The organism is Sphingopyxis sp. H073, from assembly GCF_001468395.1.
Classification (GTDB): Bacteria; Pseudomonadota; Alphaproteobacteria; order Sphingomonadales; family Sphingomonadaceae; genus Sphingopyxis.
The window spans coordinates 37,776-60,998 of the sequence record NZ_LNSG01000007.1 but is presented as its reverse complement, the minus strand read 5'-3'; the positions used below and the strand labels follow the sequence as shown (position 1 = coordinate 60,998).

Here is a 23,223-nt window from a genome sequence, read left to right as displayed (position 1 = left end):
CTCAGCCGGCCGCCCGCACCGCGATGTGCCCCGCGAACGCCAGCGCCCCGAGCAGCAGCGCCACGGGCAGCAGCCCGTCGACGCGGTCGAACAGGCCGCCATGTCCGGGGATGAGCTTGCCCGAATCCTTGACCCCGGCGCGGCGTTTCATCCAGCTTTCGCCAAGGTCGCCAAGTTGCGCGAGCAGGCCCATGAACAGGCCGATCCACAGCGGCACGCCGACGATGCCGCCGCGGTCGCCGATCGTCGCGCTAGCAACGAGCGCGGCAATCATGCCGCCGATCAGCCCCGACCAGGTCTTTGACGGGCTGATCTTCGGCGCGAGGCGCGCACCGCCGAAGGCGCGGCCGGCGAAATAGGCGCCGATATCGGTCGCCCAGACCATGCCGAAGACCCAGAGCGCGGCGGTCATGCCCAGATGCTCGCGGATGAACCAGAGTCCCGCCATCGCGCCGAGGATCGCGACCGGGCCAAGCGCCGTCAGCGCCGCCTTTGCCCCGCCGCCGAGCCCCATCGCGCGCACGAGAGCGAGCCATTCAACCACGACGAGCGCGCCGCCGACGAGGAGCAGCAGCCCGAATGCGATACCACCGAACCACAGCGCGATGCCCGCGATCGCGAACAGCACGATCGCCGATCCCACCCGCGTCAAAAGGTCCGACCTTGCAGCAGCCATATCCTAAAGCCCCCCGTAGCGGCGCTCGCGCCGCGCAAAATGATCGAGCGCCGCCTGCAGGTCGGCGGGCTTGAAATCCGGCCACAATTTGTCGGTGAAATAGAGCTCGGCATAGGCCGACTGCCAGAGCAGGAAGTTCGACAGCCGCACTTCGCCCGAGGTGCGGATGAGGAGATCGAGCGGCGGCAGGTCGGCGGTGTCGAGATGCGCCTCGATCGCCTCGGCCGTGATCGGACCGTCGACCGCGGCGGCGTTCGCCGCGCGCACCAGCTCGTCCTGCGCGCCATAGTTGAGCGCGACCGCCAGCGTCGTGCGGCTGTTGCCCGCCGTGCGTTCGAGCGCGCCTTCGATCAGTTCGACGACATCGGGTGCCAGCGCGCGCCAGTTGCCGATGATCTTCAGTCGCACGTCATTCGCGGCGAATTCGTCGAGGTCGGAGAGGATGAAGCGCTTCATCAGCCCCATCAGGTCGCTGACCTCTTCCTCGGGCCGTTTCCAATTCTCGGAACTGAAGGCGTAGAGCGTCATCGCCTCCAGCCCCATTTCGCCAGCGGCGCGCACGATCGTGCGCACCGCCTCGACACCGGCCTTGTGCCCGGCGACGCGCGGCAGAAAGCGCTTCTTGGCCCAGCGGCCGTTGCCGTCCATGATGATGGCAACATGGCGCGCGCCGTGACGGGGATCAGACACGGGCCAATTCCCCAAGCGATGGCGAGGGGCTCGTTCGAGCGCCGCGAGACCCGACGCCAAGCAGGGGCCTCGACTTCGCTCGGCATAGCCCCTCGTCTTCGCGCGGGGATACGGAAGCTTTTGACCAAAACGTCGCGCGAACAGGCACTAACCCAGGATTTCCTTTTCCTTCGCCGCGGCCGCCGCATCGATCTCTGCAATCGTGCTGTCGGTGAGCTTCTGGACGTCGGTTTCCGACCGCTTGCGCTCGTCCTCGCTGATTTCCTTCTTGTTCTCGTCGGCCTTCAGATTGTCCATGCCGTCGCGGCGGACGTTGCGAACTGCGACGCGCGCCTTTTCGGCATATTGCCCCGCGAGCTTCGACAGCTCCTTGCGGCGCTCCTGCGTCATTTCGGGGATCGGCAGGCGGAGCAGCTGGCCGTCGACGATCGGGTTGAGGCCGAGGCCCGCCGAACGGATCGCCTTGTCGACCGGGCCGACGTTCGCCTTGTCCCACACCTGCACCGCAAGCATCCGCGGCTCGGGGACGCTGACCGACGCCACCTGGTTCAGCGGCATGTGGCTGCCATAAACTTCGACCGTGATCGGATCGAGCAGCGCCGTGTTGGCGCGGCCGGTGCGCAGGCCCGCAAGGTCGTGCTTCAGCGATTCGACCGCGCCGTGCATCCGGCGTTCGAGGTCGGCCTTGTCATATTTCGGCATCTGTCTTTCCTCTCTTGATTCTGTCAGTCGTCGGCGCGGACGACTGTGGCAACGCCCTCGCCCGTCAGCACGCGCGCCAGATTGCCGGCCTCGCGAATGTTGAACACGACGATCGGGATATTGTTATCGCGGCATAGCGCCACCGCGCTCGCGTCCATCACCTTCAAATTGTCGGCGAGCACGCGGTCATAGCTGAGGCTGTCGTATCGGACCGCATTCGGATCCTTCTTGGGGTCGGCATTATAGACGCCGTCGACGCTGGTGCCCTTCAAGAGCGCGTCGCACTTCATCTCCGCGGCCCGCAGCGCGGCGCCGCTGTCGGTGGTGAAATAAGGCGCCCCGACACCCGCCGCGAAGATCACGACTCGGCCCTTGTCGAGGTGGCGTTCGGCGCGGCGGCGGATCACCGGCTCGCACACCTTGTCCATCTCGATCGCCGACTGGACGCGGGTTTCGACGCCAAGCTGTTCGAGCGCATTCTGCATTGCGAGCGCGTTCATCACCGTCGCGAGCATCCCCATATAGTCGGCCTGCGCGCGGTCCATGCCCTTCGCGGCCCCCGCCATGCCGCGGAAGATGTTGCCGCCACCGATCACGAGGCAGATTTCGAGCCCGCGATCCTTCGCCGCCTTCACCTCGGCCGCCATGCTCGCGACCGTTTCGGGATCGATGCCGAACGGGGTCGAGCCCATCAGCGCCTCGCCCGACAGTTTGAGCAGGATGCGTTTCATGCCGGGCAAAGCCATGTGCGGGGGGACCTCTTATATTCTTCGGATATGCGAATGGCGCGCACCCTAGTCAGAGTACGCGCCATTGCCAAGCGGACTGCCACGCCCTTGGCGCAGCAATCCGATTCTGTTTTTAAACGCCAGCGGCGGCGGCGACTTCCGCCGCGAAGTCACTTTCTTCCTTCTCGATGCCTTCACCGAGCTGGAAGCGGACGAAGTCCTTGAGCGTGATCGTCGCGCCGACATCCTTGCCGGCAGCGGCGACGACTTCGGCGACCGGGGTCTTGCCGTCGATCACGAACAGCTGCGACAGCAGTGCATTTTCCTTGCGGAACTTGGCGATCGAGCCGTCGACCATCTTCGCGACGATGTCGGCGGGCTTGCCCGACTGGGCGGCCTTTTCCTCGGCGATCGCACGTTCGCGCGCGACGAGGTCGGCGTCGAGGTCGTCGCCGTTCAGCGCCAGCGGGAAGGCGGCGGCGACATGCATCGCCAGCTGCTTGCCGAGCGGTTCGAGAACGTCGGCGCCGGCGGTCGATTCGAGCGCGATCAGCACGCCGATCTTGCCCATGCCGGGCGCGGCGGCGTTGTGGACATAGCCCGTGACGACGCCCGAGTTGACGGTCAGGATCGCAGCGCGGCGCAGCGACTGGTTCTCACCGATCGTCGCGATGTTGCTGGTCAGCTTCTCGGCGACGGTGCCGCCGGTCGGATAGGCCGCGCTACCCAGCGTTTCGATGTCGGTGATGTTGTTCTGAAGTGCGACCTGCGTCACTTCGCGGACGAATTCCTGGAACTGTTCGTTCTTGCCGACGAAGTCGGTTTCGCTGTTCACTTCGACGAGCGCACCCTTGGTGCCGTCGGTGGCGAAGCCGACAAGGCCCTCGGCGGCGACGCGGCCGGCCTTCTTGGCGGCGGCGGCGAGGCCCTTGGTGCGCAGCCAGTCGATCGACGCTTCGATGTCGCCGCCGTTTTCGGCGAGCGCCTTTTTGCAGTCCATCATGCCGGCGCCGGTGCGGTCGCGCAGTTCCTTGACGAGAGCGGCCGTAATCTCAGCCATGGGATATTCCTTTCCAAAAGCGGCGGACGCTTGTTCGATCCGCCGTCCGCCGCGCGCATGGCGGCGGGATAAGTCAAAGTGATGACCGGGACGGCGCGCGCGGAGCGCCGCACCGTCCCGTCACCCACAGAGCGGATTAGGCGTCGCTCTGACGTTCGGTTTCGGCAGCCGCTTCGGCGGGAACCTGTTCGTCTTCGGTCACCGGAGCGGCGGCTTCGGCTGCCGGCGCTTCTTCGACCAGCGCCGGTTCGGCGACGGGCTCGACGGCCGCGCCCAGGTCTTCGCCGCGATCGGCGCGGGCCTGCTGGCCGCCACGGGTCGCCGCCTGGGCAACCGCGTCGCAGTAAAGGCGGATCGCGCGCGCGGCGTCATCGTTCGCCGGAACCGGGAAAGCGATGCCGTCGGGCGAGACGTTCGAGTCGAGGATCGCGACGACGGGGATGCCAAGGACATTGGCTTCCTTGATCGCCAGCTCTTCCTTGTTCGCGTCGATCACGAACATCACGTCGGGAATGCCGCCCATGTCGCGGATGCCGCCAAGCGACATTTCGAGCTTGTCGCGTTCGCGGGTGCGGTTGAGCACTTCCTTCTTGGTGAGGCCCGAGGTGTCGCCCGAGAGCTGCTCTTCGAGCGTCTTGAGGCGCTTGATCGAGTTCGAGATCGTCTTCCAGTTCGTGAGCATGCCGCCCAGCCAGCGGTGGTTGACGAAGTGCTGACCCGACGCGCGGGCCGCATCGGCGATCGGACCCTGCGCCTGGCGCTTGGTACCGACGAACAGCACCTTGCCGCCGGCGGCCGAAGTCGAGGCGATGAAGTCGAGCGCGCGCGCAAAGAGCGGCACGGTCTGCGACAGGTCGAGAATGTGGATGCCGTTGCGCGCGCCGAAGATGTACGGCTTCATGCGCGGGTTCCAACGGTGGGTCTGGTGGCCGAAGTGGGCGCCAGCTTCGATAAGATTCTGCATCGTGACGACAGGTGCCGCCATGGTATTTCTCCTTCCGGTTGATCCTCTGGAAAGCAAGAACCGGGTTCCGCAAGCGGATGGTCCCGGCACCGGTTTATGTGCGCCTTCCATGTGGAATGGGCGGGCGGTTAGACGCGATTCTCAGAAAAAGCAAGGGGCGGCGGCGCTTTTCAGCCATCGTTCGTCGCAGCGCGAAATATCGGATCGTCGGCAAAGTGACTCCGTTCATCGCATTTTGCTTGAGAACAAAACAAGAACATGGAACGAAAGGCGCAACGAAGCCGTAGCAAGAAGCGGTTTCGCGGGAAACGAAGCCGAAAGGACACAAGATGGTTCAGGTCGCTGCCGCTCTCCTCTTCGCCATTGCCGCCGGTCTCGGCGTTGCGGTCATTCTCGCGATGTTCCGTAGCAACGCCGATGCGATCCTGTCGGCGCTCGCCGGCGATGGCGCCTTCCCCCATGCATCCGCGCCGCAGCCGGGCCCGTCATCGACCGTCATCAAGCTGCGCCCTTCGGCACCGCGCCACCACATCTCGCGCGCCGTCACCGCCCGCCCGCAGTTCAGCCGCGCCGCCTGACCTTCGCGTAGCTTGCAAGCCCGAAGGGGATCAGCGCCACATAGACGGTGCTGACCGCGAGCAAGGTATGCCAGGGCGCGGTGACCAGCGCCGCGCCGAGCAGGCCGACGCCGGCGAGCGCGAATAAGCGCCACGACCGGCGCAGGCGGATCGACGACCAGCTGTACGTCGGGATCGCCGAAATCATCAGCATCGCGACGGCGAGCCCCCACGGCATGACGACATACCATTCGCGGAACAGGTCGCTGCCCGTCACCAGCCACAGATAGACGGGAACGAAGGCGAGCCCCGCCCCGGCCGGCGCCGGAATGCCGGTCAGGAAGCCTGCCGACTTGTGCGGCTGAAACTCCGAATCCATCCGCGAGTTGAACCGAGCGAGCCTGAGCGCGCAGCACACGGCGATAGCGAGCGCGGCGGTCCAGCCGAACTTCGGCGCATATTGCAGCGACCAGAGGAACAGGATCATCGCCGGCGCGACGCCGAAGGCGATCACGTCCGACAGCGAATCGAGCTCGGCGCCGAATTTGCTCTGCGCGCGCAGCAGCCGCGCGATGCGTCCGTCCATCCCGTCGAGCACGCCGGCGAAGATGATCGCGGCGAGCGCCTTGTCCCACTCCTCGCCAATCGCGAAGCGGACGCCGGTCAGCCCGAAGCACAGCGCGAGCGCGGTGATCGCATTGGGCGCGAAAGCACGCAGCGGGATTCCGCCGAGCCGACGCGCTTCCGCGCCGATGCCGTCCTGCGCTTCGTCGGCCACGCTACTGCCCGACGCCGTCGAGGATTTCGGCCTTGCCGATCCGCGCGACGACCGTTTCCCCCGCCAGCGTGCGCTGGCCGAGCAGCACTTGCGGAGTCGTACCCGCCGGTAGATAGACATCGACGCGGCTACCGAAACGGATAAGCCCGACGCGCTGGCCGACTTGAAGCTCGGTCCCCATGCTCACGAAGGGCATGATGCGCCGCGCGACGAGCCCGGCGATCTGGGTGAAGCCGATCCGCACCCCGTCGGCGCGTTCGACGACGAAATGCTGCCGCTCATTCTCCTCGCTCGCCTTGTCGAGGTCGGCGTTCAGGAATTTGCCCGGGATATAGACGAGCTTGCGCAGCGTGCCCGCGACGGGGGTGCGATTGATATGGACGTCGAACACGCTCATGAAAATCGAGACGCGCAGCATCAGCGGATCGGCAAGACCATCGGGTCCGGCGATTTCGGGCGGCGGCGCGACTTCGGCGATCTGCGTCACCAGCCCGTCGGCGGGCGCGATCACGACATCGCTGCCCGTCGGGGTCACGCGCACCGGATCGCGGAAGAACGCCCCGACCCAGGCGGTGACGCCGAGCATCAGCCAGCCGAGGATCTCCCAGCCGAGAAGCCAGAAACAGAGGGTGACGATACCCGCGATCAGCAGGAACTTGCGGCCTTCGGGATGCACCGACGGCCAGCGCCACTTGATACCGCCACCGGGACGGTTCGAGGAAATGGTTGTGGACATGGGCAGTCTTCTAAGGGGCCGGTTCCGCCGTGACAACGGAATAAGACACCAGGATTGCCGCATGATCGCCGCCGGCCCGGCTGCGACGGGGCAGTTGCACGATCGCGCGGCTTTGCCTAAGGCCCGCTGCAACTCCGACTCCCCAAGGAAAAGGCTTAAAGCATGGGCAAGATCAAGGTAGCCAACCCGGTCGTCGAACTCGATGGCGACGAAATGACCCGGATCATCTGGCAATGGATCCGCGAACGGCTGATCCTGCCCTATCTCGACATCGACCTGCACTATTACGACCTCGGCATCGAGGAACGCGACCGCACCGACGACAAGATCACCGTCGAGGCCGCGAATGCGATCAAGAAGCATGGTGTCGGCGTGAAGTGCGCGACGATCACCCCCGACGAAGCCCGCGTCGAGGAATTCGGCCTCAAGAAGATGTGGAAGTCGCCGAACGGCACGATCCGCAACATCCTGGGCGGCGTCGTGTTCCGCGAACCGATCGTCATGAAGAATGTCCCGCGCCTCGTCCCCGGCTGGACCGACCCGATCGTCGTCGGTCGTCACGCCTTCGGCGACCAGTATAAGGCGACCGACTTCCGCGTCCCCGGTCCCGGCAAGCTGCGCCTGGTGTTCGAGGGCGAGGACGGCACGCTGATCGACGAGGAGGTGTTCCAGTTCCCCTCGTCGGGCGTCGCGATGGGCATGTACAATCTCGACGATTCGATCCGCGACTTTGCGCGCGCCAGCCTGAACTATGGCCTCGCGCGCGAATGGCCGGTGTATCTGTCGACCAAGAACACGATCCTCAAGGCCTATGACGGCCGCTTCAAGGATCTGTTCGAGGAAGTGTTCCAGGCCGAATTCAAGGCGAAGTTCGACGCGCTCGGCATCGTTTACGAGCATCGCCTGATTGACGACATGGTCGCCTCGGCGCTCAAGTGGAGCGGCAAGTTCGTCTGGGCCTGCAAGAATTACGACGGCGACGTCCAGTCGGACACGGTCGCGCAGGGTTTCGGTTCGCTCGGCCTGATGACCAGCGTGCTGATGACCCCCGACGGCAAGACGGTGGAATCCGAAGCCGCGCACGGCACCGTCACGCGCCACTATCGCATGCACCAGCAGGGCAAGGCGACCTCGACCAACCCGATCGCGTCGATCTTCGCCTGGACCGGCGGGCTCAAGCACCGCGGCAAGCTCGACGGCACGCCCGAGGTGACCAAATTCGCCGACGACCTCGAAAAGGTCTGCGTCGCAACGGTCGAGAGCGGCAAGATGACCAAGGATCTCGCCCTGCTGATCGGTCCCGACCAGAACTGGCTGACGACCGAAGGCTTCTTCGAGGCGATCGTCGAGAATCTCGAAAAGAAGATGGGCGCATAAACAAGCAAAAAGCTTGAGATAGACGTCTAGCCAATCGGGGCCGGCCTGCATAAGGTCGGCCCTTATGGTATCGGAGACAGAAACCTCGGCGATCGGCAACGCGCTGGTCGTATTGGGCGCCGCGGGCATCGTCATTCCGGCCTTCGCGCGGTTCCGGATTTCGCCGGTCATCGGCTTCATCCTCGTCGGCCTGCTCGTCGGCCCGTCGGGGCTCGGCGCCCTCGCCGCCGACTATCCGTGGCTGAAACATGTCACCATCGGATCGGTCGAGGACATCGCGACATTCGGCGAATTCGGGATCATCCTGCTGCTCTTCTCGATCGGGCTCGAACTGTCGTTCCGCCGCCTTTGGCAATTGCGGACCTTGGTCTTCGGCATCGGCGCCGCTGAACTGTTCGTCGGAGGCGCGATCCTCGGCACCGCTTTGCTCCTGTTCGGCGAACATTCGACTGCCGCCGCCTATGGCCTTGGCATCGCGCTCGCCCTCTCCTCAACCGCGCTCGTGCTGCCGATCGCCGGCACCAAGTCGGCGGTTGGGCGTGCCTCCTTTTCGATGCTTTTGTTCGAGGATCTCGCGCTCGTCCCGATCATCTTCATCCTCGCCGCGCTGTCGCCGGCCGCATCGGGCGACAGCGCCGAACTGCTGCTGACGACATTGTGGCATGGCGCGCTCGTCGTTGCAGCGCTTGCGATCGCCGGCTGGTTCCTGTTGCCGAAAATCTTCGCGCAGGCGGCGCGCGCCAAGGATCCCGAACTGTTTCTCGCCGCCAGCCTGCTCGTCGTGATCGTCGCCGCGCTCGCAACCGCTGCGGTCGGCCTGTCGCCGATCGTCGGCGCGCTGCTCGCCGGGCTGATGATTGCTGAGACCGAATATCATAACGAGGTCGAGGCGATCACTGCGCCGTTCAAGGGGCTGGCGCTCGGGGTGTTCCTGATCAGCGTCGGCATGGGGCTCAACCTCAAGACAATCGCCAGCCAGTGGCCGGAGCTCGTCGCGGCCGTGGTCGGCGTCGTGCTGATCAAGGCCGCGGTCACTGCCGCGCTGCTGCGCTTTTCGGGGCAGGTCCGGCGCGGCACCGCGGCCGAGGTCGGGCTGCTGATGGCGAGCCCGTCCGAAACCACCCTGATCGTCCTCACGACCGCGCTGCAGGCGCAGCTGATCAGCCGCGATACCGCCGAATTCTGGCAGCTGGTCACCGCGATCGGCCTGACGATCACGCCCCTGCTCGCGCGCGTCGGGCACGACATCGCGCGGCGGATCGAGATGCGGACGGGCGACGCCCAGGCCGAGGAGACACCCGAGGGGCGCACGGTCATCGTGGGCTTCGGGCGCGTCGGGCGCACCGTTGCCGAGCTGCTGCGCGAACATGGCCGACCCTATATCGCGGTCGATGCCGACATCGACACGGTCGCCGCCGCAAGGCGGGACGGTTTCGTCGTTCGTTTTGCCGATGTCGCCCGCCCGGGGGCGCTCGACAGGCTGGGGATCGAAAGCGCGCAGGCGATCGTGCTGACGATGGACGATCCGGTGCAGCAGCTCCGCATGACGCGCCAGCTCAAGCAGAAGCACCCCGATCTGCCGATCATCAGCCGCGCGCGCGATGCCGATCATGCCGCCGCGCTGTACAAGGCCGGCGCCAACGACGCTGTGCCCGAAACGCTCGAGAGCTCGCTACAGCTCGCCGAGGCGGTGCTGATCGACCTCGGCGTCGCGATGGGGCCGGTGATCGCGTCGATCCACGATGTGCGCGCCAAGATGCGCCATGACATCATGACCAAGGGCGACCTCGATCACGAGCCGCGCATCAGCAAGCTGCGGACGCCGGGAAGCTGATCCTAGCGGCCGCCCGTCGGCGCGGCCGCCCGGTCGAGCGCCGCCGCGTCGGCGAGCGTCATCCCCTTGGGCAGGATCGCGAGCGACCATTGGCGCGCGGGGACCAGATATTCGCGCGCGAGTCGCTGGATATCGGCCGGGGTGATGCCCGAAATGTCCTGCTCTACCGACAGTGCCGCCGCCGCGACGCGCGGGTCGCGCGTCGCGCCTTCGAGCAGGAACATCCAATAGACGTTGCCCGTCGATGCGCGCGCGATCTGTTCGCGGATCGGGCCGGCGTTGCGCGCCAGCTCGTCGGCGCTGACCGGCCTAGCGACGAGGTCGGCGGCGATATCGCGCGCGATGCCGTAGAAACGATCGACATCCTTCGGCGCCAGCAGGCTGCCGACGAGCAGATAGCCGCCGCTGCCCTCGAACCCCGTCGGCCAGTGGCTGTCGACTGCGGGACCGTAGCTCGCGCCCTGCTCGGCGCGCAGCCGGTCGAACAGGCGGTCGTTGAAGATCGCCGCCAGCACGTCGAGCCCCTGCGCGTCGCGCGGGGCCGCGCGTCCGCCGCTGGTCGGCCAGGCGGTCATCGCCGCCGCCTGCCCGGTCTCGCCACGATGATAGGCGACGACCGGCGTGACATTGTGCTTGGCGAAGGCGACCGTCTGCCCGGACGGGGGAGTAATCGCTGGGCGCGCGGGCAGCGCGCCGAGCGTCTCGGCGAGAATCTTCTTGTAATCGACCGTCGACAGATCGCCGAACAACTGGACCTCGATCGGTCCGCTCGCGAGGCGCGGTTCCCAGAAGGCGCGAAAGGCAGCGGGCGTCAGCGCGGCGATCTGCGCCTTGTCGGGCGCCGCCCAGCGCGCGTCGTCGTTCGCCAGCCAGCCGCGCATATTGCGGTCGAGCACCGCGTTGGGCGTCGCGTCGTTGAGGTCATAGCCGGTGAGATAACCGACGCGCAGCCGGTCGACCGGCGCGGCATCCCAGCGCGGAAAGGCGAGCTTGCCGGCGATCAGCTTCATCTGGTCGGCCAGGTCGGCGGGCTTGCTCTCCGCCGCGATCTCGAACGCGTCGTCGTCGATCGAGAAGTTCATCTGGATCTGACGGCCGTTGGTCAGCTGGTCGAGCTCGTTCTGCCCCCACGGCCCGATCCCGCTCGCCATCAGCGCATAATCGCCGGTCCACAGCAGATTCGGCGCATCGGCGGCAACGCTGCGGTTGCCGGTGCCGAAGCGGACGTTGACGCGCACCTTGCCGGGCTCGACGCGGTTGTTCGACACGAGCGCGGTCACGCCATTGGCGAACTCGAGCCGCTCGGCGCGAAGGCCGGGTAGGCCGCCGGTCGAGACCAGCGTGCCAGGCTTGCCGATCGCGGGAAGCTGACTCATGTCGACCGCCGCGGTCGCGACCCGGTCATCGCGGATCTTCGCGGGCGCCGCGAGCGCGGCGACGAGCGCGGCGTCGCCACCGCGCGTCGGGGTCGGCGTCGTCAGCACGACGCGCGTCACCGGCGCGCCGAAAATCGCCTTGCTCGTCGCCAGCATCACCTTCGGTGTCGCCGAGGCCCGGATCGCCTTGAACATGTCGACCTGGCCCTGCGGGCTCGTCACCGTCTCGTTGATGTCGACCGCGCGCACCATGTCGTCGGCCAGCCGCGATCCGGGCTCGTTGCGGGCGTTTTCCAGTTCCTTCGCGAGGAAGGCCTCGATCTCGTTCGCCTCGCGGTCGATATCGGCCTGCGACGGCGGCGTCGTGACGGCATCGGCGATCACCCCGCGCACATCGGCGAGCGCCGCTTTCCAGTCATTGAGCGGCACGACTTGCGCCATCGTCACATCGGCGCTCCGGCTCAGATATTGCTGCTCGACCGTCGCGACGAGATAGCTGCCGCCCGCCCGCGCACGATTTTCGAGGCGACGATTGACGAGCGCCTGCGCGATGAATTCCAGATAGAGCCGCCGCGTATTCTCGACGGTATCGACGCGCTTCACCCACGGGCGGATCATCGCCAGCGTCAGCGCGAGCGGCTGGTTTGGTTCGACCACCACTTTCGCAACCGGCGCCTTGGGGTCGGGCTTGCCGAAATCGGGCTGCGCCGGCGGCGTCCCATCGCCGCGCCAGTCACCATAATATTGGGCAATCAGCCGCGCGAACTCGGCGGGGTCGCCGTCGCCGACGATTACGACGACCGCGCGCTCGGGCCGATACCAGCGATCATGGAAGGCCTGCACTGCCGGCGCGCTTGCCGCCGCGAGCGATTCGACCGTCCCGATCGGCGGCCGCTTGCCCAGAAGCTGTCCGGCAAACAGATGCGCGTTGGTGATGTCGGCGATCCGCTTTTGCGGCCCGTCGGATTCGCGCAGCTCGGACATGACGACGCCGCGCTCTGCAGTCACCGCAGTGTCCGAAATGCGCGGCTCGCGGACCATCCCGGCGAGCAATTTCATGCTCTCGTCCAAGGTCGCGGCATTCACGTTCGGCAGGTCGAGTTGATAGACCGTCTGCGTCGGCGTCGTCTGTGCATTGGAATCGCTGCCGAAGGTCACCCCAAACCGCTGCCAGATGCGCTTCGCCTCGCCGTCGGGGATATGCTCCGATCCGCGGAAGGTCAGATGCTCGAGCAAATGCGCGAAGCCCAGTTCCTTCTCGCTCTCGAACATCGACCCGACATCCATGCGCACGCGGATCGACACCTGTCCCGGCGGCACGCCGTTGTTCCGCACCGCATAGCGCACGCCGTTGGGAAGCACCCCGAACTGCCACGCGGTGTCGCGGGGGATGTCGCTGCCGGCATAGAGCCAGCTCTCGTTCTTCGCCAAGGCGACGGGCGAAGGCGCCGGCGCCGGTGCGGTCTGGGCGCTTGCAACCGAAGCGAGCAGCACGCCCGCCGCGGCGGCGCAGGAAATGAGGATCGATGCGAGCGGGGAAAGCGGGGCTAGCCGGGGAGAATAGGACATCCATCCACCTTATCGCCTTCGAACCTTGCTGGCCACTGAACTTCGTGCCGCTTGTCCTCCACCGCGCTTCGGCCTAGCCAGACGCGATGGACGCCAAGCTCCCCCCTCTCGCCGCGATCGTGCAGATGACGAGCGGCATCGACCCCGACGCCAATCTGCGGGCGATCGACCGCGCTTTGGGCGAGGCAGCGAAACATGGCGCTGCGATCGCCTTCCTTCCCGAAATGTCGCTGCTGCTCGACCGCGATCGTCAGCGGTCGGCGGCGCAGATCGTCCGCGAAGCCGACAGTCCCTGGCCGGCTGCATTGCAGGACATGGCGCAGCGCCATGGCGTATGGCTGCACTCGGGGTCGATGCCGCTGCTGTCCGACGATGGCAGCAAGCGCGTCAACCGCAGCCATGTGATTGGTGCCGACGGCAGCATCCGCGCGCGCTACGACAAGATCCACATGTTCGACGTCGACCTGCCGACGGGCGAGAAATGGACTGAATCGGCCGCCTATGCCGGCGGCGAAGCGATCGCGCTCGTCGACACGCCCATCGGCCGTTTGGGCCTCAGCATCTGCTATGATTTGCGCTTCCCCGAACTCTATCGCGCGCTCGTCGATGGCGGGGCGGAGGTGATCGCCATTCCCGCCGCCTTCACGGTGCCCACCGGCGAGGCGCATTGGCATACGCTCGTTCGCGCGCGTGCGATCGAGACCGGCTGTCACGTCATCGCCGCGGCGCAATGCGGCGTCCATGCCGACGGCCGCGCGACCTATGGCCACAGCCTGGCGGTCGATCCTTGGGGCGTCGTTCTGGGGGAGGCAGCGGCGAAAAGCGGCGCTGGCGACCAGGGCTTCGACCTGATTGCGGTCGAAATCGACGCAGAGGCGGTCACGAAAGCCCGTCAGGCAATCCCGCTCGCGCGGTCGCGGATGGTTCGCTCGATTACGCTATAGGCAAAGGCAAGACAGGCGCCGGGTCTGCCAGCCACAAGAAGCGAACCTCCGATTGCGGCCCGCACTGAACCGGAATTTATACCGCCCAAAACACAAAGGGCCCCGGACCATGGTCCGGAGCCCTTCGGTAACTGTCGAAACAGCCTTATTACGGGCTGGTCGGCGCGTCGTCGTTGTTGTCCGACGCGATGATGATGCCACCAACGATAGCAGCCAGAGCAACGATCGCGATGATCCAGCTGGTGCTGCCTTCGAGTTCGCTTTCGCCACCGAGATCGGTGGTCGCACGAGCCGCCGGGGCAGCCGAAGCAGCAACCGGTGCCGCGATCATCGACGTTGCTGCGAGGGAGATCGCAGCCTTCTTGAGCAGGTTCATCTTATTCTCCGTCCACTGGAAAACTAGTATTCTCGAATCACAGCGGACCTAGCCACCCTGATTCAGCATCGTTCTTCTATGCATTGTCGCCAGCGATTGCAACGACGTTTTGCCAGTGCCCAACAAATGTTAGGAATTTGCTAAATCAGTAAAAAAACACCAAATTGGTGGCAAATTACCCCCGCCTGACGCGGTCGAAAGCCTCCCTCGTCACGGGGTATCCCAGATGGTCGGGAATGCACAGATAGGGGCGGCCGTCACGCTCCTCGATCCAGGGCGTTACCAGCTCGACCGGGAACTGCCCGGCATGCAACGAAAACTCTTCAAAATCATTGGCTTGTGACAGGCGTTCGAGGTTCCTGCGGGTCGGGAAAATGATCGAAATCTCGCCTGCATCGGCCATCGCCAGCGTGCCTTTCGCGCTGGCCCAGAAGATGTGGCTGTGCTCGGCCTCTTCCACCGTCAGCTCATGGCCGTGTGGCGGCGCGGAAACCGCATAAAAGCGCGTGTCGAAGGTTCGCGCTTCCTTGAAATTGGGGCACCAGCGCGTAAACGGCACCAACGCGTCGAGCGCGACCCGATCGTTCCGTGCGGCGAGGATGTCCGAGAGCAGTTCGCCGCCCAGCAGAGCCCTCCGAACATCCGATGAATCGTGCTCGGAAAGCGACGGCCAGCCGACCGCAAGCCCCGTTTCCTCCAGTGTTTCGCGGAGCGCGGCGACCCGCGCGGCGCCATCGGCATCGCCTTCGGCAAATCCGTGCCGCTGCGCGACGGTGAAATCGTCGGGATCGATACGACCGCCGGGAAACACCACCGCACCCGCCGCAAAGGCCATGTTGCTCGATCGCTTGACCATCAGGATTTCGTCGGGTCCGCCGCCCGCCGACGGGCGCATGATCACGAGCGTGGCGGCGGGAATGGCGCCTTCGGGGAGCGCGGGAGCGAATGATGAAGCGATTCCGGTCATGCCGAATCGATAAACGTGCCGGGCCGCCTTGTCATCTGGTGACACCGACAGGCCATTGCGAGGAGCCCTCCCCGCGTGCAAGATGCGGCGCATCCGCACCGGCCGATGTGGGAGCAGGGCCATGGGAATATTGGAGATTTTGGGTGTCGCCGGTAGCCTGAGCCTGCTCGCGGGCTGGCGCCTCTACCTCACCATTTTCGCGACCGGGATCGCCATGCACTTCGGCTGGCTGCCGCTGCCCGAGCATCTGAAGGCGCTGCAGATCCTCGCGAACCCGTGGGTGCTCGGCATCGCGGGCGTCGGGACACTCGCCGAATTCCTCGCCGACAAGGTCGCGTGGGTCGACACCGCGTGGGACACGATCCACAGCATCGTCCGCCCGCTGGGCGGTGCGCTGCTCGCGCTGGCGCTCGTCGACAGCTCGGACCCGGCCTGGCAGGTCGTCGCCTTCCTGCTCGGCGGCGGCGGCGCGCTGCTCAGCCACGGCGCCAAGGCGACGACGCGCGCGGTGGTCAACGTCAGTCCCGAACCCTTCAGCAATGCCGCAGTCTCGACCGGGGAGGATGTCGCGACGACCGGCCTCCTCGCGCTCGCAATCGCCTATCCGCCGCTCGCGATCGTGATCGCGATCCTGCTGCTGGTCGCTGCGGTGATCGTGATCATCGTGCTGCGCCGCCTGCTCCGCAAGATCAAGGCGACGCTCAAACGCGCGCTCGGCGACGAGCCGGCAGAGTCCGCCCTGCCCCCGCTTTAGGAGGGCAGCAATTCCTTGAGCGGCTTTTCGCTGTCGGCGAGCTGCTCAGGAGTGGCGTGAAGACCGGCGGTGACGATCATCCGGCCCTGGACATAGTCCTTGGTCGCATTGACGCAGTCGAGGGCGATGACCTTGCCGGCCTTCAAATAGACGATCGAGAAGCTGCGCGTCGCGGGATCGCCGCGCAGCACGGCCCGATCGTGCCCGGTCGACAGGCCTGCGGTCTGGAGTTTGAGGTCATACTGGTTCGACCAGAACCACGGGATCGCATGATAGGGCGCCTCGTCGCCAACGATGCCCTTCGCGACGACATTCGCCTGGTCATTGGCATTCTGGACCGATTCCAGCCGGATCGTCGCGCCTTCGGCAAAATCGTTCACATGCGCCGCGCAGTCGCCGATCGCATAGATGTCGGGCAGGCTCGTCTTGCAGAGCCGGTCGACGAGCACGCCCCCGCTACCGCTCGCGCCCTCGGCGCCCGCCGCGATTAACGGTCCGACCGCGGGTACGATGCCGATACCGACGATAACCAGGTCGGCGGGGATGACCTCGCCGTCGGCGAGCCGGACTCCCGTGACATGCGTATCGCCCTCGATCGCATCGACGCAGACGCCGAGCCGCAGGTCGACGCCATGGTCGCGGTGTTCCTTCTCGTAGAAGCGTGAGAGCTCGGCACCCGCGACACGCGCGAGGACGCGGTCGAGCGCTTCCAGAAGCACGACCTTCTTACCCGCCTTGGTCAGCACAGCGGCCGCCTCGAGCCCGATATAGCCGCCGCCGATCACCACGATCTGCTCTGCTGTTTCCGACGCCGCCTTCATCGCATCGGCATCGGCCTTGGTCCGCACCCCCTGCACGCCCGGCAGGTCGCCGCCGGGGATCGGCAACATCCGCGGGCTGCCGCCGGTCGCCCAGACAAGCTTGCCATAACCGATCGTCTCGCCACCGTCCGTCGTCACCGTGTGCGCCGACGGATCGACCGAAACGACACGCTTGCCGAGCAGCATCGTCACTTCGCGTTCGTCCCAATATTTGGCGGGGCGAAGCTGGATGCGTTCGAATTCCTTCTCGCCCGCGAAATATTCCTTGGACAGCGGCGGGCGCTCATAGGGCAGCTCGGGTTCGTCGCCGATGATCGCGATGCTGCCCTCGAACTTCTGCGTGCGCAGCATCACCGCCACCTGCGCGCCGCCGTGTCCGGCCCCCACGATCACCACGTCGAATTTCATAATCCCTCCGCTACGGCATGCGCCCAATTTACGCGCGTCCCTGACATGCACGGCAGAGCCGTACAAGAAACAATGGCTATGCGGCTTGCAGGATCAGCTCGTCGCGCAGCAGGATCAGCTTTGCCCCTAGCGCCGCGATTTCGGTATCGCTTTGCGACCCCGCAACGACCGACGCCGACAGGCAAAAGCCGGGCGCTATGCCCGTCGTCCCCGCCGCCACGGTCCACACCCCGCGATGCGTATAGCCCTGATCGATCGCATAGCCGCGCGCCGCCGCTTCGTGGACCTGCCGCACATAGGTTTCGAACGGCAGGTCGGCCTGCCAGCGGACCGGCGCATAGCGGCGCGCCAGCTCGCCTTCGCCCACGCCCTGCACCGCCGCGATCGCTCGTCCCGCCGCGCCGCTGCCGAGCGGCTGGCGCTGGTCGTCGGCGAGGCTGAGTCGCATCCCCGCATCGCTCTCGGCACGCACCGCGAGCTGCATCCGGTCGCGCGACACGATCTTCCAGAGGCCGACCGCGGCTTCGGTTGCTTGCGCGAACGCCGCCATGCGCGGCAGCGCCCGGTCGACAAGCCGCGTGCCCGCGCTGTCGCGTAGCGCCTCGGCGGCCTGCCACGGCGCGGTCAGGCGATAGCGTTTGCCCGCCGTCTCCCGCTCGATCGCACCCTCCGCGACGAGCGTTTTCAAGAGATTGAGGCAGCTCGACGGGCTCAGGCTGACGCTCCGGCCGATATCGGACAGTGTCAGCGCTCCGGCCTCGCCGAGCAGGCGGAGGATCGCGAAGGCTTGCGAAACAGAGCGTACGGGGCCGGTCATCTTCGCTGAAATATTTTCAACGTGATGAAAAATCAATTCTCAATGTTGAAATGATGCGAAGGGCGGCATATCGCGCTACCAACACGAATCGAACGGGAGAGCGGCGATGAGCGGATGCCTCGACGGAAAGGTCGTTGCGATAACAGGCGCCGGGCGCGGTATCGGCCGCGAACTCGCGCTCCACTGCGCGGCGCAAGGCGCGGCGGTCATCGTCAACGATCCGGGTGTCGCGCAGACCGGGGACGGCGGCGACGCGGCTCCGGCCGAGACGACCGCGAACGACATCATCGCTGCAGGCGGCAGGGCCGCCGCCAATTTCGGCAATGTCGCCGACCCCAGGGAAGCCGCGGGCATCATCGAGGACGCGGTAGCTAGATTCGGCCGCATCGACGCCGTCGTGAACAATGCCGGGATCCTCCGCGACACCATCTGGCACAAGATGAGCTATGAGGACTGGAAGAGCGTTATCGAGGTGAACCTCACCGGCGTCTTCAACGTCTCGAAGGCCGCGACGCCCTATTTCCGCGAACAGCAGTCGGGCAGCTTCATCCATTTCACCTCGACCAGCGGCCTCATTGGCAACATCGGGCAGGCGAACTATTCTGCCGCCAAGCTCGGCGTCGTCGCGCTGTCGCAATCGATCGCGCTCGACATGGCGCGCGCCGGCGTGCGCTCCAACTGCATCGCCCCCTTCGCGTGGAGCCGCATGACCGCCTCGATCCCCGCGACGACCCCCGCCGAGCAGGAGCGCGTCAAGCGCATCCAGGAAATGTCGGCCGACAAGATCGCTCCGCTCGTCGCCTACCTCGCATCGGACCTGTCGAAAGATGTGACGAACCAGATATTCAGCGTGCGCAAGAACGAGATCACGCTCTTTTCGAAACCGCGTCCCGTGCGATCGATGGCGAAGCTCGAAGGCTGGACCGCCGAAGCGATTGCCAACGAGCTGATCCCGGCCTTCCGCCCCTCCTTTGCACGCGCCGACGAGGTTTCGGCGCATGTCTTCCCCTACGACCCGATCTGAGGAAAAGCCCATGAGCAACCCCGGCATGGACGCGGATGTTTTCGACCAGTTCATCGAACAGCTTCAGCGCTATGTGCGCGAGCGCCTTCTCCCCGCCGAAAAGGAGATCGTCGAGAGCGACGCGATCCCCGACGACATCCTCGCCGAAATGCGCGACATGGGCCTGTTCGGCCTGACGATTCCCGAAGAATATGGCGGCGCGGGAATGAACGTCAGCCAGTATATCAAGACGATCCACACGATCAGCTATGCAATGCCGGCGTTCCGCTCGATCATCTCGATCAATATCGGCATGTTCGCCTCGGCGCTGAAAAATGGCGGCACCGAAGCGCAGAAGGCCGAATGGCTGCCGCGCGTCGCCGCCGGCGAAATCGCCTGCTTCGGGCTGACCGAACCCGGATCGGGGTCGGATTCGGCGGGGCTCCAGACCACCGCGACGCAGACCGACAACGGCTGGGTCCTCAACGGCACCAAACGCTACATCACCAACTCGCCCTTCGCCAAAGTCGGCCTGATCATGGCGCGGACGAGCAAGGAGAATCTGCCGAAGAACGCGCATGTCTCGGCCTTCGTCGTGCCCTTCGACGTCCCCGGCATCACGATCGGCAAGTCGGACAAGAAGATGGGCCAGTCGGGCAGTCATATTGCCGACGTCGTGATGGACGATGTCCGCGTCGGCGGCGAGGCGCTGCTCGGCGGCGAGCTCGGCAAGGGCTTCGCCTATGCGATGATGAGCCTCGACAACGGCCGCATGTCGGTCGGCGCCGCGGCGACCGCCTACGCCCGCCGCGCGCTCGACAGCGCGGTACGCTACGCGACCGAGCGCAAGGCGTTCGGCGAGCCGATCGCGAACTTCCAGCTGATCCAGCAGATGCTCGCGCAGAGCGAGATCGACATCTACGCCGCCGAATGCATGATGGAGGACGTCACGCGCCGCGCCGACGCCGGCGAGAATGTCCTGCGCAAGGCGGCGGCGTTCAAGGTATTCGCCAGCGAAATGTGCGGCCGCGTCGTCGACGCCTGCGTCCAGGTCTATGGCGGCGCCGGCTATCTCGCCGAATATGACGCCGAACGCTTCTTTCGCGATGCGCGCATCTATCGCATCTACGAAGGCACGACGCAGATCCTGCAGCTCCAGATCGCCAAGCATATGCTGCGCGAGTTTGCGGCGGCTTGAAGGTGATTTTCTCCCAATCCCTTTCCAGCGTGTTCCCCCGCGAAGGAGTGTCGGGTCGGATCGTCCCCCGGACGATCCTTGAACATGCGGGGCAAGTTCAACCCGATACTGGGCCATCACCTACCCTCGCTTTATTTGGCGGACGGCGATGGCAAGACGATAGCTCGGGTGATGGACCCCCGCCTTCGCGGGGGAACACAGAGGGGGTGGGCCCGGTCCATGTATAACCTCCTCTCCGGCCTCTCGGTCATCGAAGCCTCCTCCTTCGTCGCCTCGCCCACGGCCGGGCTCTATTGCGCGCAGTTCGGCGCCGAGGTGATCCGCGTCGACCAGATCGGCGGCGGCCCCGATTTCCGTCGCTGGCCGGTCACCGCAGAGAATAACTCGCTCTATTGGGAGAATCTCAACCGCGCGAAGAAGTCGGTCGCGCTCGATCTGTCCAAGCCCGAGGGGCGCGAACTGCTGCAAGAATTGGTGCGCGCGACGGGTCAGTTCATCACCAACTTCCCCGTTGACGGCTTCCTCTCGCACGCCAAGCTCGCCGAGGGCCGCCCCGATCTGATCACCGTCCGTGTGATGGGCTGGGCCGACGGCTCGCCCGCGCTCGATTACACGGTCAATAACAGCGTCGGCTATCCGATGCTCACCGGCGCGGGGCCCGAACCCGTCAATCATGTGCTGCCCGCATGGGATCTGCTCACCGGCGCCTATGCCGCCTTCGCGCTGCTCGCCGCGATCCAGCGGCGGAGTGTCAGCGGAGAGGGCGGCGAGGTGCGCATCCCCCTGTCGGACGTCGCGATCGGCACCGTCGCCAATCTCGGCGGGATCGCCGAAGTGCTTTACTCGGGCGAGAATCGCCCGCGGCTCGGCAATGCCGTCTATGGCCTCTTCGGCCGCGACTTCGTGACCCGCGACGGCGCGCGGACGATGATCGTCGTCGTCACCCCGCGCCAGTGGGCGAACCTGATAGCAGCGCTGAACCTCGGCGATGCCATCGCGAGCATCGAAGCATCGCGCGGCGTGTCCTTCGCCAGGGACGATGGCCTCCGCTTCGACCACCGCGATGCCCTCTATCCCTTGTTCGAACAGGCGATCGCGAGCCGCGACCATGCCGATCTCGCCGCCGCCTTCGACGCGGGCGGGATCGTCCATTCGCCCTATCGCACGATGCACGACGCCGCGAACGACCCGGCGCTCGTCGCGGACAATCCGATCTTCGGCAGCACCACTAACCCCAGCGGCTTCGCCTATCCCGCCGCGGGCGCCTTCGCCACCATCCCGCAGGCGGATCGCGAGCCCCCGCGCCCTGCGCCCCTCAACGGCCAGCACAGCGAAGAAATACTGTCCTCGCGCCTTTCGCTGTCCTCGGGCGAAATCGCCCGCCTGATCGATGCGGGGATTGTCGGTGTCGGCTGAATTGCCCCACTCCCCCTTCCTGTTCCCCCGCGAAGGCGGGGGCCCATCATCCGATCCTTGCGATGCCGGCCAGCGGTTGCTGAGGGCTGAGAGGGCAGGTGATGGACCCCCGCCTTCGCGGGGGCACACGCAATTTATGTTTGGAGATTAGAAAATGACCCTTCGCCGCGCCGCCATCGTCGCCCCGATCCGCACCGCCGTCGGCAAGTTCGGCGGCTCGCTCTCGTCGATCACCGCCGGCGATCTCGGCGCCGTCATCCTGAAGGCGCTGATCGAGCGCACGAAGATCGATCCCGCGCGCGTCGACGACGTCGTCTTTTCGCAAGGCTATGGCAATGCCGAAGCGCCAAGCATCGGCCACTGGTCGTGGCTCGCCGCGGGCCTGCCGCTCGAGGTGCCCGGTTACCAGCTCGATCGCCGCTGCGGCTCGGGGCTGCAGGCGGTCGTCAACGCCGCGATGATGGTCCAGACCGGCATGTCCGACGTCGTCGTCGCGGGCGGCGTGGAGTCAATGTCGAACGTCGAGCATTATACGACCGACGTCCGCAAGGGCATCCGCGCGGGCAACCTCACCCTCCATGACCGCCTCACCCGCGGCCGCGTCATGTCGCAGCCGGTCGAGCGCTTCGGCGTCATCACCGGCATGATCGAAACCGCCGAAAATCTCGCCAAGGACTATGACATCAGCCGCGAAGCCTGCGACGCCTATGCCGTCCGCAGCCACCAGCGCGCCGCCGCCGCATGGGCGAACGGCCTGTTCGACGACGAACTCGTCCCCGTCTCGGTCCCCCAGAAGAAGGGCGACCCCGTCGTCTTCGCGCACGACGAAGGCTACCGCGCCGATGCCACCATGGAATCGCTCGGCAAGCTGAAAGCCCTCGAAGGCGGCGTCGTCACCGCGGGCAACGCGAGCCAGCAGAATGACGCTGCCGCCGCGTGCCTCGTCGTTGCCGAGGACAAGCTCGACGAACTCGGGCTCACCCCCATCGCCTGGTACCACAGCTCGGCCGCCGCGGGCTGCGACCCCAGCCGTATGGGCATCGGCCCCGTCCCCGCCGTCGAACGCCTCTTCGCGCGCAACGGCCTCGGCTGGGGCGACATCGACCTCGTCGAGCTCAACGAAGCCTTTGCGCCGCAGGTGCTCGCGGTGCTCAAGGGCTGGGGCTGGAGCGACGACGACAGCCGCAACGAGATTTTGAACGTCAACGGCTCGGGCATCTCGCTCGGCCACCCGATCGGCGCGACCGGCGGGCGCATCCTCGCCAATCTGACGCGCGAACTCGTCCGCCGCGACGGCCGCTACGGGCTTGAAACCATGTGCATCGGCGGCGGTCAGGGCATCGCCGCGATCTTCGAGCGCGCGGCTTGAATGTCTCGGCGATCGGCAAACAGCAGACAACCAGCGTGAACCAAGCCCCTCCTCCTCGTCACCCCGGACTTGATCCGGGGTCCATAGCGCCGCCGATGGCATG

Annotated in this window: 22 protein-coding genes; 9 read left to right on the top strand and 13 right to left on the bottom strand. The window is 66.0% G+C overall.

Annotated features, from left to right (window positions below):
* Position 1 precedes the first annotated feature (1 nt).
* The 6 genes from ATE64_RS14345 to rpsB form a co-directional block, all read right to left on the bottom strand.
* Positions 2 to 676 (bottom strand): phosphatidate cytidylyltransferase, encoded by a 675-nt coding sequence (locus ATE64_RS14345; protein ID WP_058457264.1) that lies wholly within the window; start codon positions 674 to 676, stop codon positions 2 to 4.
* A gap of 3 nt (positions 677 to 679) precedes the next feature.
* A complete protein-coding gene (gene uppS / locus ATE64_RS14340) occupies positions 680 to 1,366 on the bottom strand; it encodes a polyprenyl diphosphate synthase (protein WP_082657793.1) in 687 nt (228 codons plus the stop codon).
* A 147-nt stretch (positions 1,367 to 1,513) separates the two neighbouring features.
* A complete protein-coding gene (frr, locus tag ATE64_RS14335; RefSeq protein ID WP_058457263.1) occupies positions 1,514 to 2,068 on the bottom strand; it encodes a ribosome recycling factor in 555 nt (184 codons plus the stop codon).
* Between the two features lie 23 nt (positions 2,069 to 2,091).
* Positions 2,092 to 2,814, bottom strand: coding sequence for a UMP kinase (gene pyrH, locus ATE64_RS14330; RefSeq protein ID WP_058457262.1), 723 nt, complete (start codon positions 2,812 to 2,814; stop codon positions 2,092 to 2,094).
* 115 nt (positions 2,815 to 2,929) lie between these two features.
* Complete coding sequence (gene tsf / locus ATE64_RS14325; RefSeq protein WP_058457261.1) at positions 2,930 to 3,856, bottom strand: translation elongation factor Ts; 927 nt, start codon at positions 3,854 to 3,856, stop codon at positions 2,930 to 2,932.
* A 136-nt stretch (positions 3,857 to 3,992) separates the two neighbouring features.
* The gene (rpsB, locus tag ATE64_RS14320; protein WP_058457260.1) at positions 3,993 to 4,841 is read right to left on the bottom strand and encodes a 30S ribosomal protein S2; all 849 of its coding nucleotides are present in this window, start codon (positions 4,839 to 4,841) and stop codon (positions 3,993 to 3,995) included.
* A gap of 308 nt (positions 4,842 to 5,149) precedes the next feature.
* Here rpsB and ATE64_RS14315 point away from each other — a divergent pair, with 308 nt between their 5' ends.
* The gene (locus ATE64_RS14315) at positions 5,150 to 5,398 is read left to right on the top strand and encodes a hypothetical protein (protein ID WP_058457259.1); all 249 of its coding nucleotides are present in this window, start codon (positions 5,150 to 5,152) and stop codon (positions 5,396 to 5,398) included.
* On the opposite strand, the gene ATE64_RS14310 is transcribed toward ATE64_RS14315, so the two are convergent.
* Together ATE64_RS14310 and ATE64_RS14305 are read right to left on the bottom strand one after the other, a co-directional pair.
* Entirely contained in the window at positions 5,382 to 6,155 is a 774-nt protein-coding gene (locus ATE64_RS14310) for a phosphatidylcholine/phosphatidylserine synthase (protein WP_231729150.1), read from the bottom strand. The two genes, ATE64_RS14315 and ATE64_RS14310, sit on opposite strands and share 17 nt — an antisense overlap.
* Position 6,156: 1 nt before the next feature.
* On the bottom strand, positions 6,157 to 6,891 hold the full coding sequence (locus ATE64_RS14305) for a phosphatidylserine decarboxylase (RefSeq protein ID WP_058457258.1): 735 nt from the start codon (positions 6,889 to 6,891) through the stop codon (positions 6,157 to 6,159).
* A 162-nt stretch (positions 6,892 to 7,053) separates the two neighbouring features.
* On the opposite strand from ATE64_RS14305, the gene ATE64_RS14300 reads away from it, so the two are divergent.
* Both ATE64_RS14300 and ATE64_RS14295 read left to right on the top strand, forming a co-directional pair.
* Entirely contained in the window at positions 7,054 to 8,268 is a 1,215-nt protein-coding gene (locus ATE64_RS14300; protein ID WP_058457257.1) for an NADP-dependent isocitrate dehydrogenase, read from the top strand.
* A gap of 64 nt (positions 8,269 to 8,332) precedes the next feature.
* Entirely contained in the window at positions 8,333 to 10,102 is a 1,770-nt protein-coding gene (locus tag ATE64_RS14295; RefSeq protein ID WP_058457256.1) for a cation:proton antiporter, read from the top strand.
* A gap of 2 nt (positions 10,103 to 10,104) precedes the next feature.
* Here ATE64_RS14295 and ATE64_RS14290 read toward each other — a convergent pair whose 3' ends face one another.
* Positions 10,105 to 13,047: a M16 family metallopeptidase gene (locus tag ATE64_RS14290; RefSeq protein ID WP_058457255.1), complete on the bottom strand. Its 2,943-nt coding sequence runs from the start codon at positions 13,045 to 13,047 to the stop codon at positions 10,105 to 10,107.
* Positions 13,048 to 13,133: 86 nt separating this feature from the next.
* Here ATE64_RS14290 and ATE64_RS14285 point away from each other — a divergent pair, with 86 nt between their 5' ends.
* Positions 13,134 to 13,991 (top strand): carbon-nitrogen hydrolase family protein, encoded by an 858-nt coding sequence (locus ATE64_RS14285; RefSeq protein WP_058457254.1) that lies wholly within the window; start codon positions 13,134 to 13,136, stop codon positions 13,989 to 13,991.
* Between the two features lie 148 nt (positions 13,992 to 14,139).
* Here ATE64_RS14285 and ATE64_RS14280 read toward each other — a convergent pair whose 3' ends face one another.
* Both ATE64_RS14280 and ATE64_RS14275 read right to left on the bottom strand, forming a co-directional pair.
* Complete coding sequence (locus ATE64_RS14280) at positions 14,140 to 14,367, bottom strand: hypothetical protein (protein WP_058457253.1); 228 nt, start codon at positions 14,365 to 14,367, stop codon at positions 14,140 to 14,142.
* 175 nt (positions 14,368 to 14,542) lie between these two features.
* Positions 14,543 to 15,334 (bottom strand): NUDIX domain-containing protein, encoded by a 792-nt coding sequence (locus ATE64_RS14275; protein WP_058457252.1) that lies wholly within the window; start codon positions 15,332 to 15,334, stop codon positions 14,543 to 14,545.
* A 121-nt stretch (positions 15,335 to 15,455) separates the two neighbouring features.
* On the opposite strand from ATE64_RS14275, the gene ATE64_RS14270 reads away from it, so the two are divergent.
* Positions 15,456 to 16,088: a DUF4126 domain-containing protein gene (locus ATE64_RS14270; protein WP_058457251.1), complete on the top strand. Its 633-nt coding sequence runs from the start codon at positions 15,456 to 15,458 to the stop codon at positions 16,086 to 16,088.
* Here ATE64_RS14270 and ATE64_RS14265 read toward each other — a convergent pair.
* The gene (locus tag ATE64_RS14265) at positions 16,085 to 17,317 is read right to left on the bottom strand and encodes an FAD-dependent oxidoreductase (RefSeq protein ID WP_058457250.1); all 1,233 of its coding nucleotides are present in this window, start codon (positions 17,315 to 17,317) and stop codon (positions 16,085 to 16,087) included. The genes ATE64_RS14270 and ATE64_RS14265 overlap by 4 nt on opposite strands.
* Before the next feature lie 76 nt (positions 17,318 to 17,393).
* Positions 17,394 to 18,134 carry a helix-turn-helix domain-containing protein gene (locus ATE64_RS14260; RefSeq protein ID WP_058457249.1) on the bottom strand — a complete coding sequence of 247 codons (741 nt, stop codon included), beginning with the start codon at positions 18,132 to 18,134 and terminating at the stop codon, positions 17,394 to 17,396.
* A 106-nt stretch (positions 18,135 to 18,240) separates the two neighbouring features.
* Between ATE64_RS14260 and ATE64_RS14255 the strand changes: the two genes are divergently transcribed.
* The 4 genes from ATE64_RS14255 to ATE64_RS14240 all read left to right on the top strand — a co-directional run bounded on the left by ATE64_RS14255 (position 18,241) and on the right by ATE64_RS14240 (position 23,120).
* Positions 18,241 to 19,158, top strand: coding sequence for an SDR family NAD(P)-dependent oxidoreductase (locus ATE64_RS14255; RefSeq protein ID WP_058457248.1), 918 nt, complete (start codon positions 18,241 to 18,243; stop codon positions 19,156 to 19,158).
* Between the two features lie 10 nt (positions 19,159 to 19,168).
* A complete protein-coding gene (locus ATE64_RS14250; protein WP_058457247.1) occupies positions 19,169 to 20,335 on the top strand; it encodes an acyl-CoA dehydrogenase family protein in 1,167 nt (388 codons plus the stop codon).
* Positions 20,336 to 20,554: 219 nt separating this feature from the next.
* Positions 20,555 to 21,751 carry a CoA transferase gene (locus tag ATE64_RS14245; protein WP_058457246.1) on the top strand — a complete coding sequence of 399 codons (1,197 nt, stop codon included), beginning with the start codon at positions 20,555 to 20,557 and terminating at the stop codon, positions 21,749 to 21,751.
* 154 nt (positions 21,752 to 21,905) lie between these two features.
* Positions 21,906 to 23,120 (top strand): acetyl-CoA C-acetyltransferase, encoded by a 1,215-nt coding sequence (locus ATE64_RS14240; RefSeq protein ID WP_058457245.1) that lies wholly within the window; start codon positions 21,906 to 21,908, stop codon positions 23,118 to 23,120.
* The last annotated feature ends 103 nt before the right edge of the window (positions 23,121 to 23,223 follow it).

Excerpts from the sequence above, each read along its gene's own strand:
- ATE64_RS14240 (WP_058457245.1), top strand. The coding sequence starts at position 21,906 with ATGACCCTTCGCCGCGCCGCCATCGTCGCCCCGATCCGCACCGCCGTC.
- ATE64_RS14245 (WP_058457246.1), top strand. The coding sequence starts at position 20,555 with ATGTATAACCTCCTCTCCGGCCTCTCGGTCATCGAAGCCTCCTCCTTC.
- ATE64_RS14300 (WP_058457257.1), top strand. The coding sequence starts at position 7,054 with ATGGGCAAGATCAAGGTAGCCAACCCGGTCGTCGAACTCGATGGCGAC.
- frr (WP_058457263.1), bottom strand. The coding sequence starts at position 2,068 with ATGCCGAAATATGACAAGGCCGACCTCGAACGCCGGATGCACGGCGCG.
- ATE64_RS14315 (WP_058457259.1), top strand. The coding sequence starts at position 5,150 with ATGGTTCAGGTCGCTGCCGCTCTCCTCTTCGCCATTGCCGCCGGTCTC.
- ATE64_RS14260 (WP_058457249.1), bottom strand. The coding sequence starts at position 18,134 with ATGACCGGCCCCGTACGCTCTGTTTCGCAAGCCTTCGCGATCCTCCGC.
- ATE64_RS14270 (WP_058457251.1), top strand. The coding sequence starts at position 15,456 with ATGGGAATATTGGAGATTTTGGGTGTCGCCGGTAGCCTGAGCCTGCTC.
- ATE64_RS14295 (WP_058457256.1), top strand. The coding sequence starts at position 8,333 with ATGGTATCGGAGACAGAAACCTCGGCGATCGGCAACGCGCTGGTCGTA.
- rpsB (WP_058457260.1), bottom strand. The coding sequence starts at position 4,841 with ATGGCGGCACCTGTCGTCACGATGCAGAATCTTATCGAAGCTGGCGCC.
- ATE64_RS14280 (WP_058457253.1), bottom strand. The coding sequence starts at position 14,367 with ATGAACCTGCTCAAGAAGGCTGCGATCTCCCTCGCAGCAACGTCGATG.
- ATE64_RS14265 (WP_058457250.1), bottom strand. The coding sequence starts at position 17,317 with ATGAAATTCGACGTGGTGATCGTGGGGGCCGGACACGGCGGCGCGCAG.
- ATE64_RS14250 (WP_058457247.1), top strand. The coding sequence starts at position 19,169 with ATGAGCAACCCCGGCATGGACGCGGATGTTTTCGACCAGTTCATCGAA.
- tsf (WP_058457261.1), bottom strand. The coding sequence starts at position 3,856 with ATGGCTGAGATTACGGCCGCTCTCGTCAAGGAACTGCGCGACCGCACC.
- ATE64_RS14290 (WP_058457255.1), bottom strand. The coding sequence starts at position 13,047 with ATGTCCTATTCTCCCCGGCTAGCCCCGCTTTCCCCGCTCGCATCGATC.
- ATE64_RS14285 (WP_058457254.1), top strand. The coding sequence starts at position 13,134 with ATGGACGCCAAGCTCCCCCCTCTCGCCGCGATCGTGCAGATGACGAGC.
- ATE64_RS14255 (WP_058457248.1), top strand. The coding sequence starts at position 18,241 with ATGAGCGGATGCCTCGACGGAAAGGTCGTTGCGATAACAGGCGCCGGG.
- pyrH (WP_058457262.1), bottom strand. The coding sequence starts at position 2,814 with ATGGCTTTGCCCGGCATGAAACGCATCCTGCTCAAACTGTCGGGCGAG.
- ATE64_RS14305 (WP_058457258.1), bottom strand. The coding sequence starts at position 6,891 with ATGTCCACAACCATTTCCTCGAACCGTCCCGGTGGCGGTATCAAGTGG.
- ATE64_RS14275 (WP_058457252.1), bottom strand. The coding sequence starts at position 15,334 with ATGACCGGAATCGCTTCATCATTCGCTCCCGCGCTCCCCGAAGGCGCC.
- ATE64_RS14345 (WP_058457264.1), bottom strand. The coding sequence starts at position 676 with ATGGCTGCTGCAAGGTCGGACCTTTTGACGCGGGTGGGATCGGCGATC.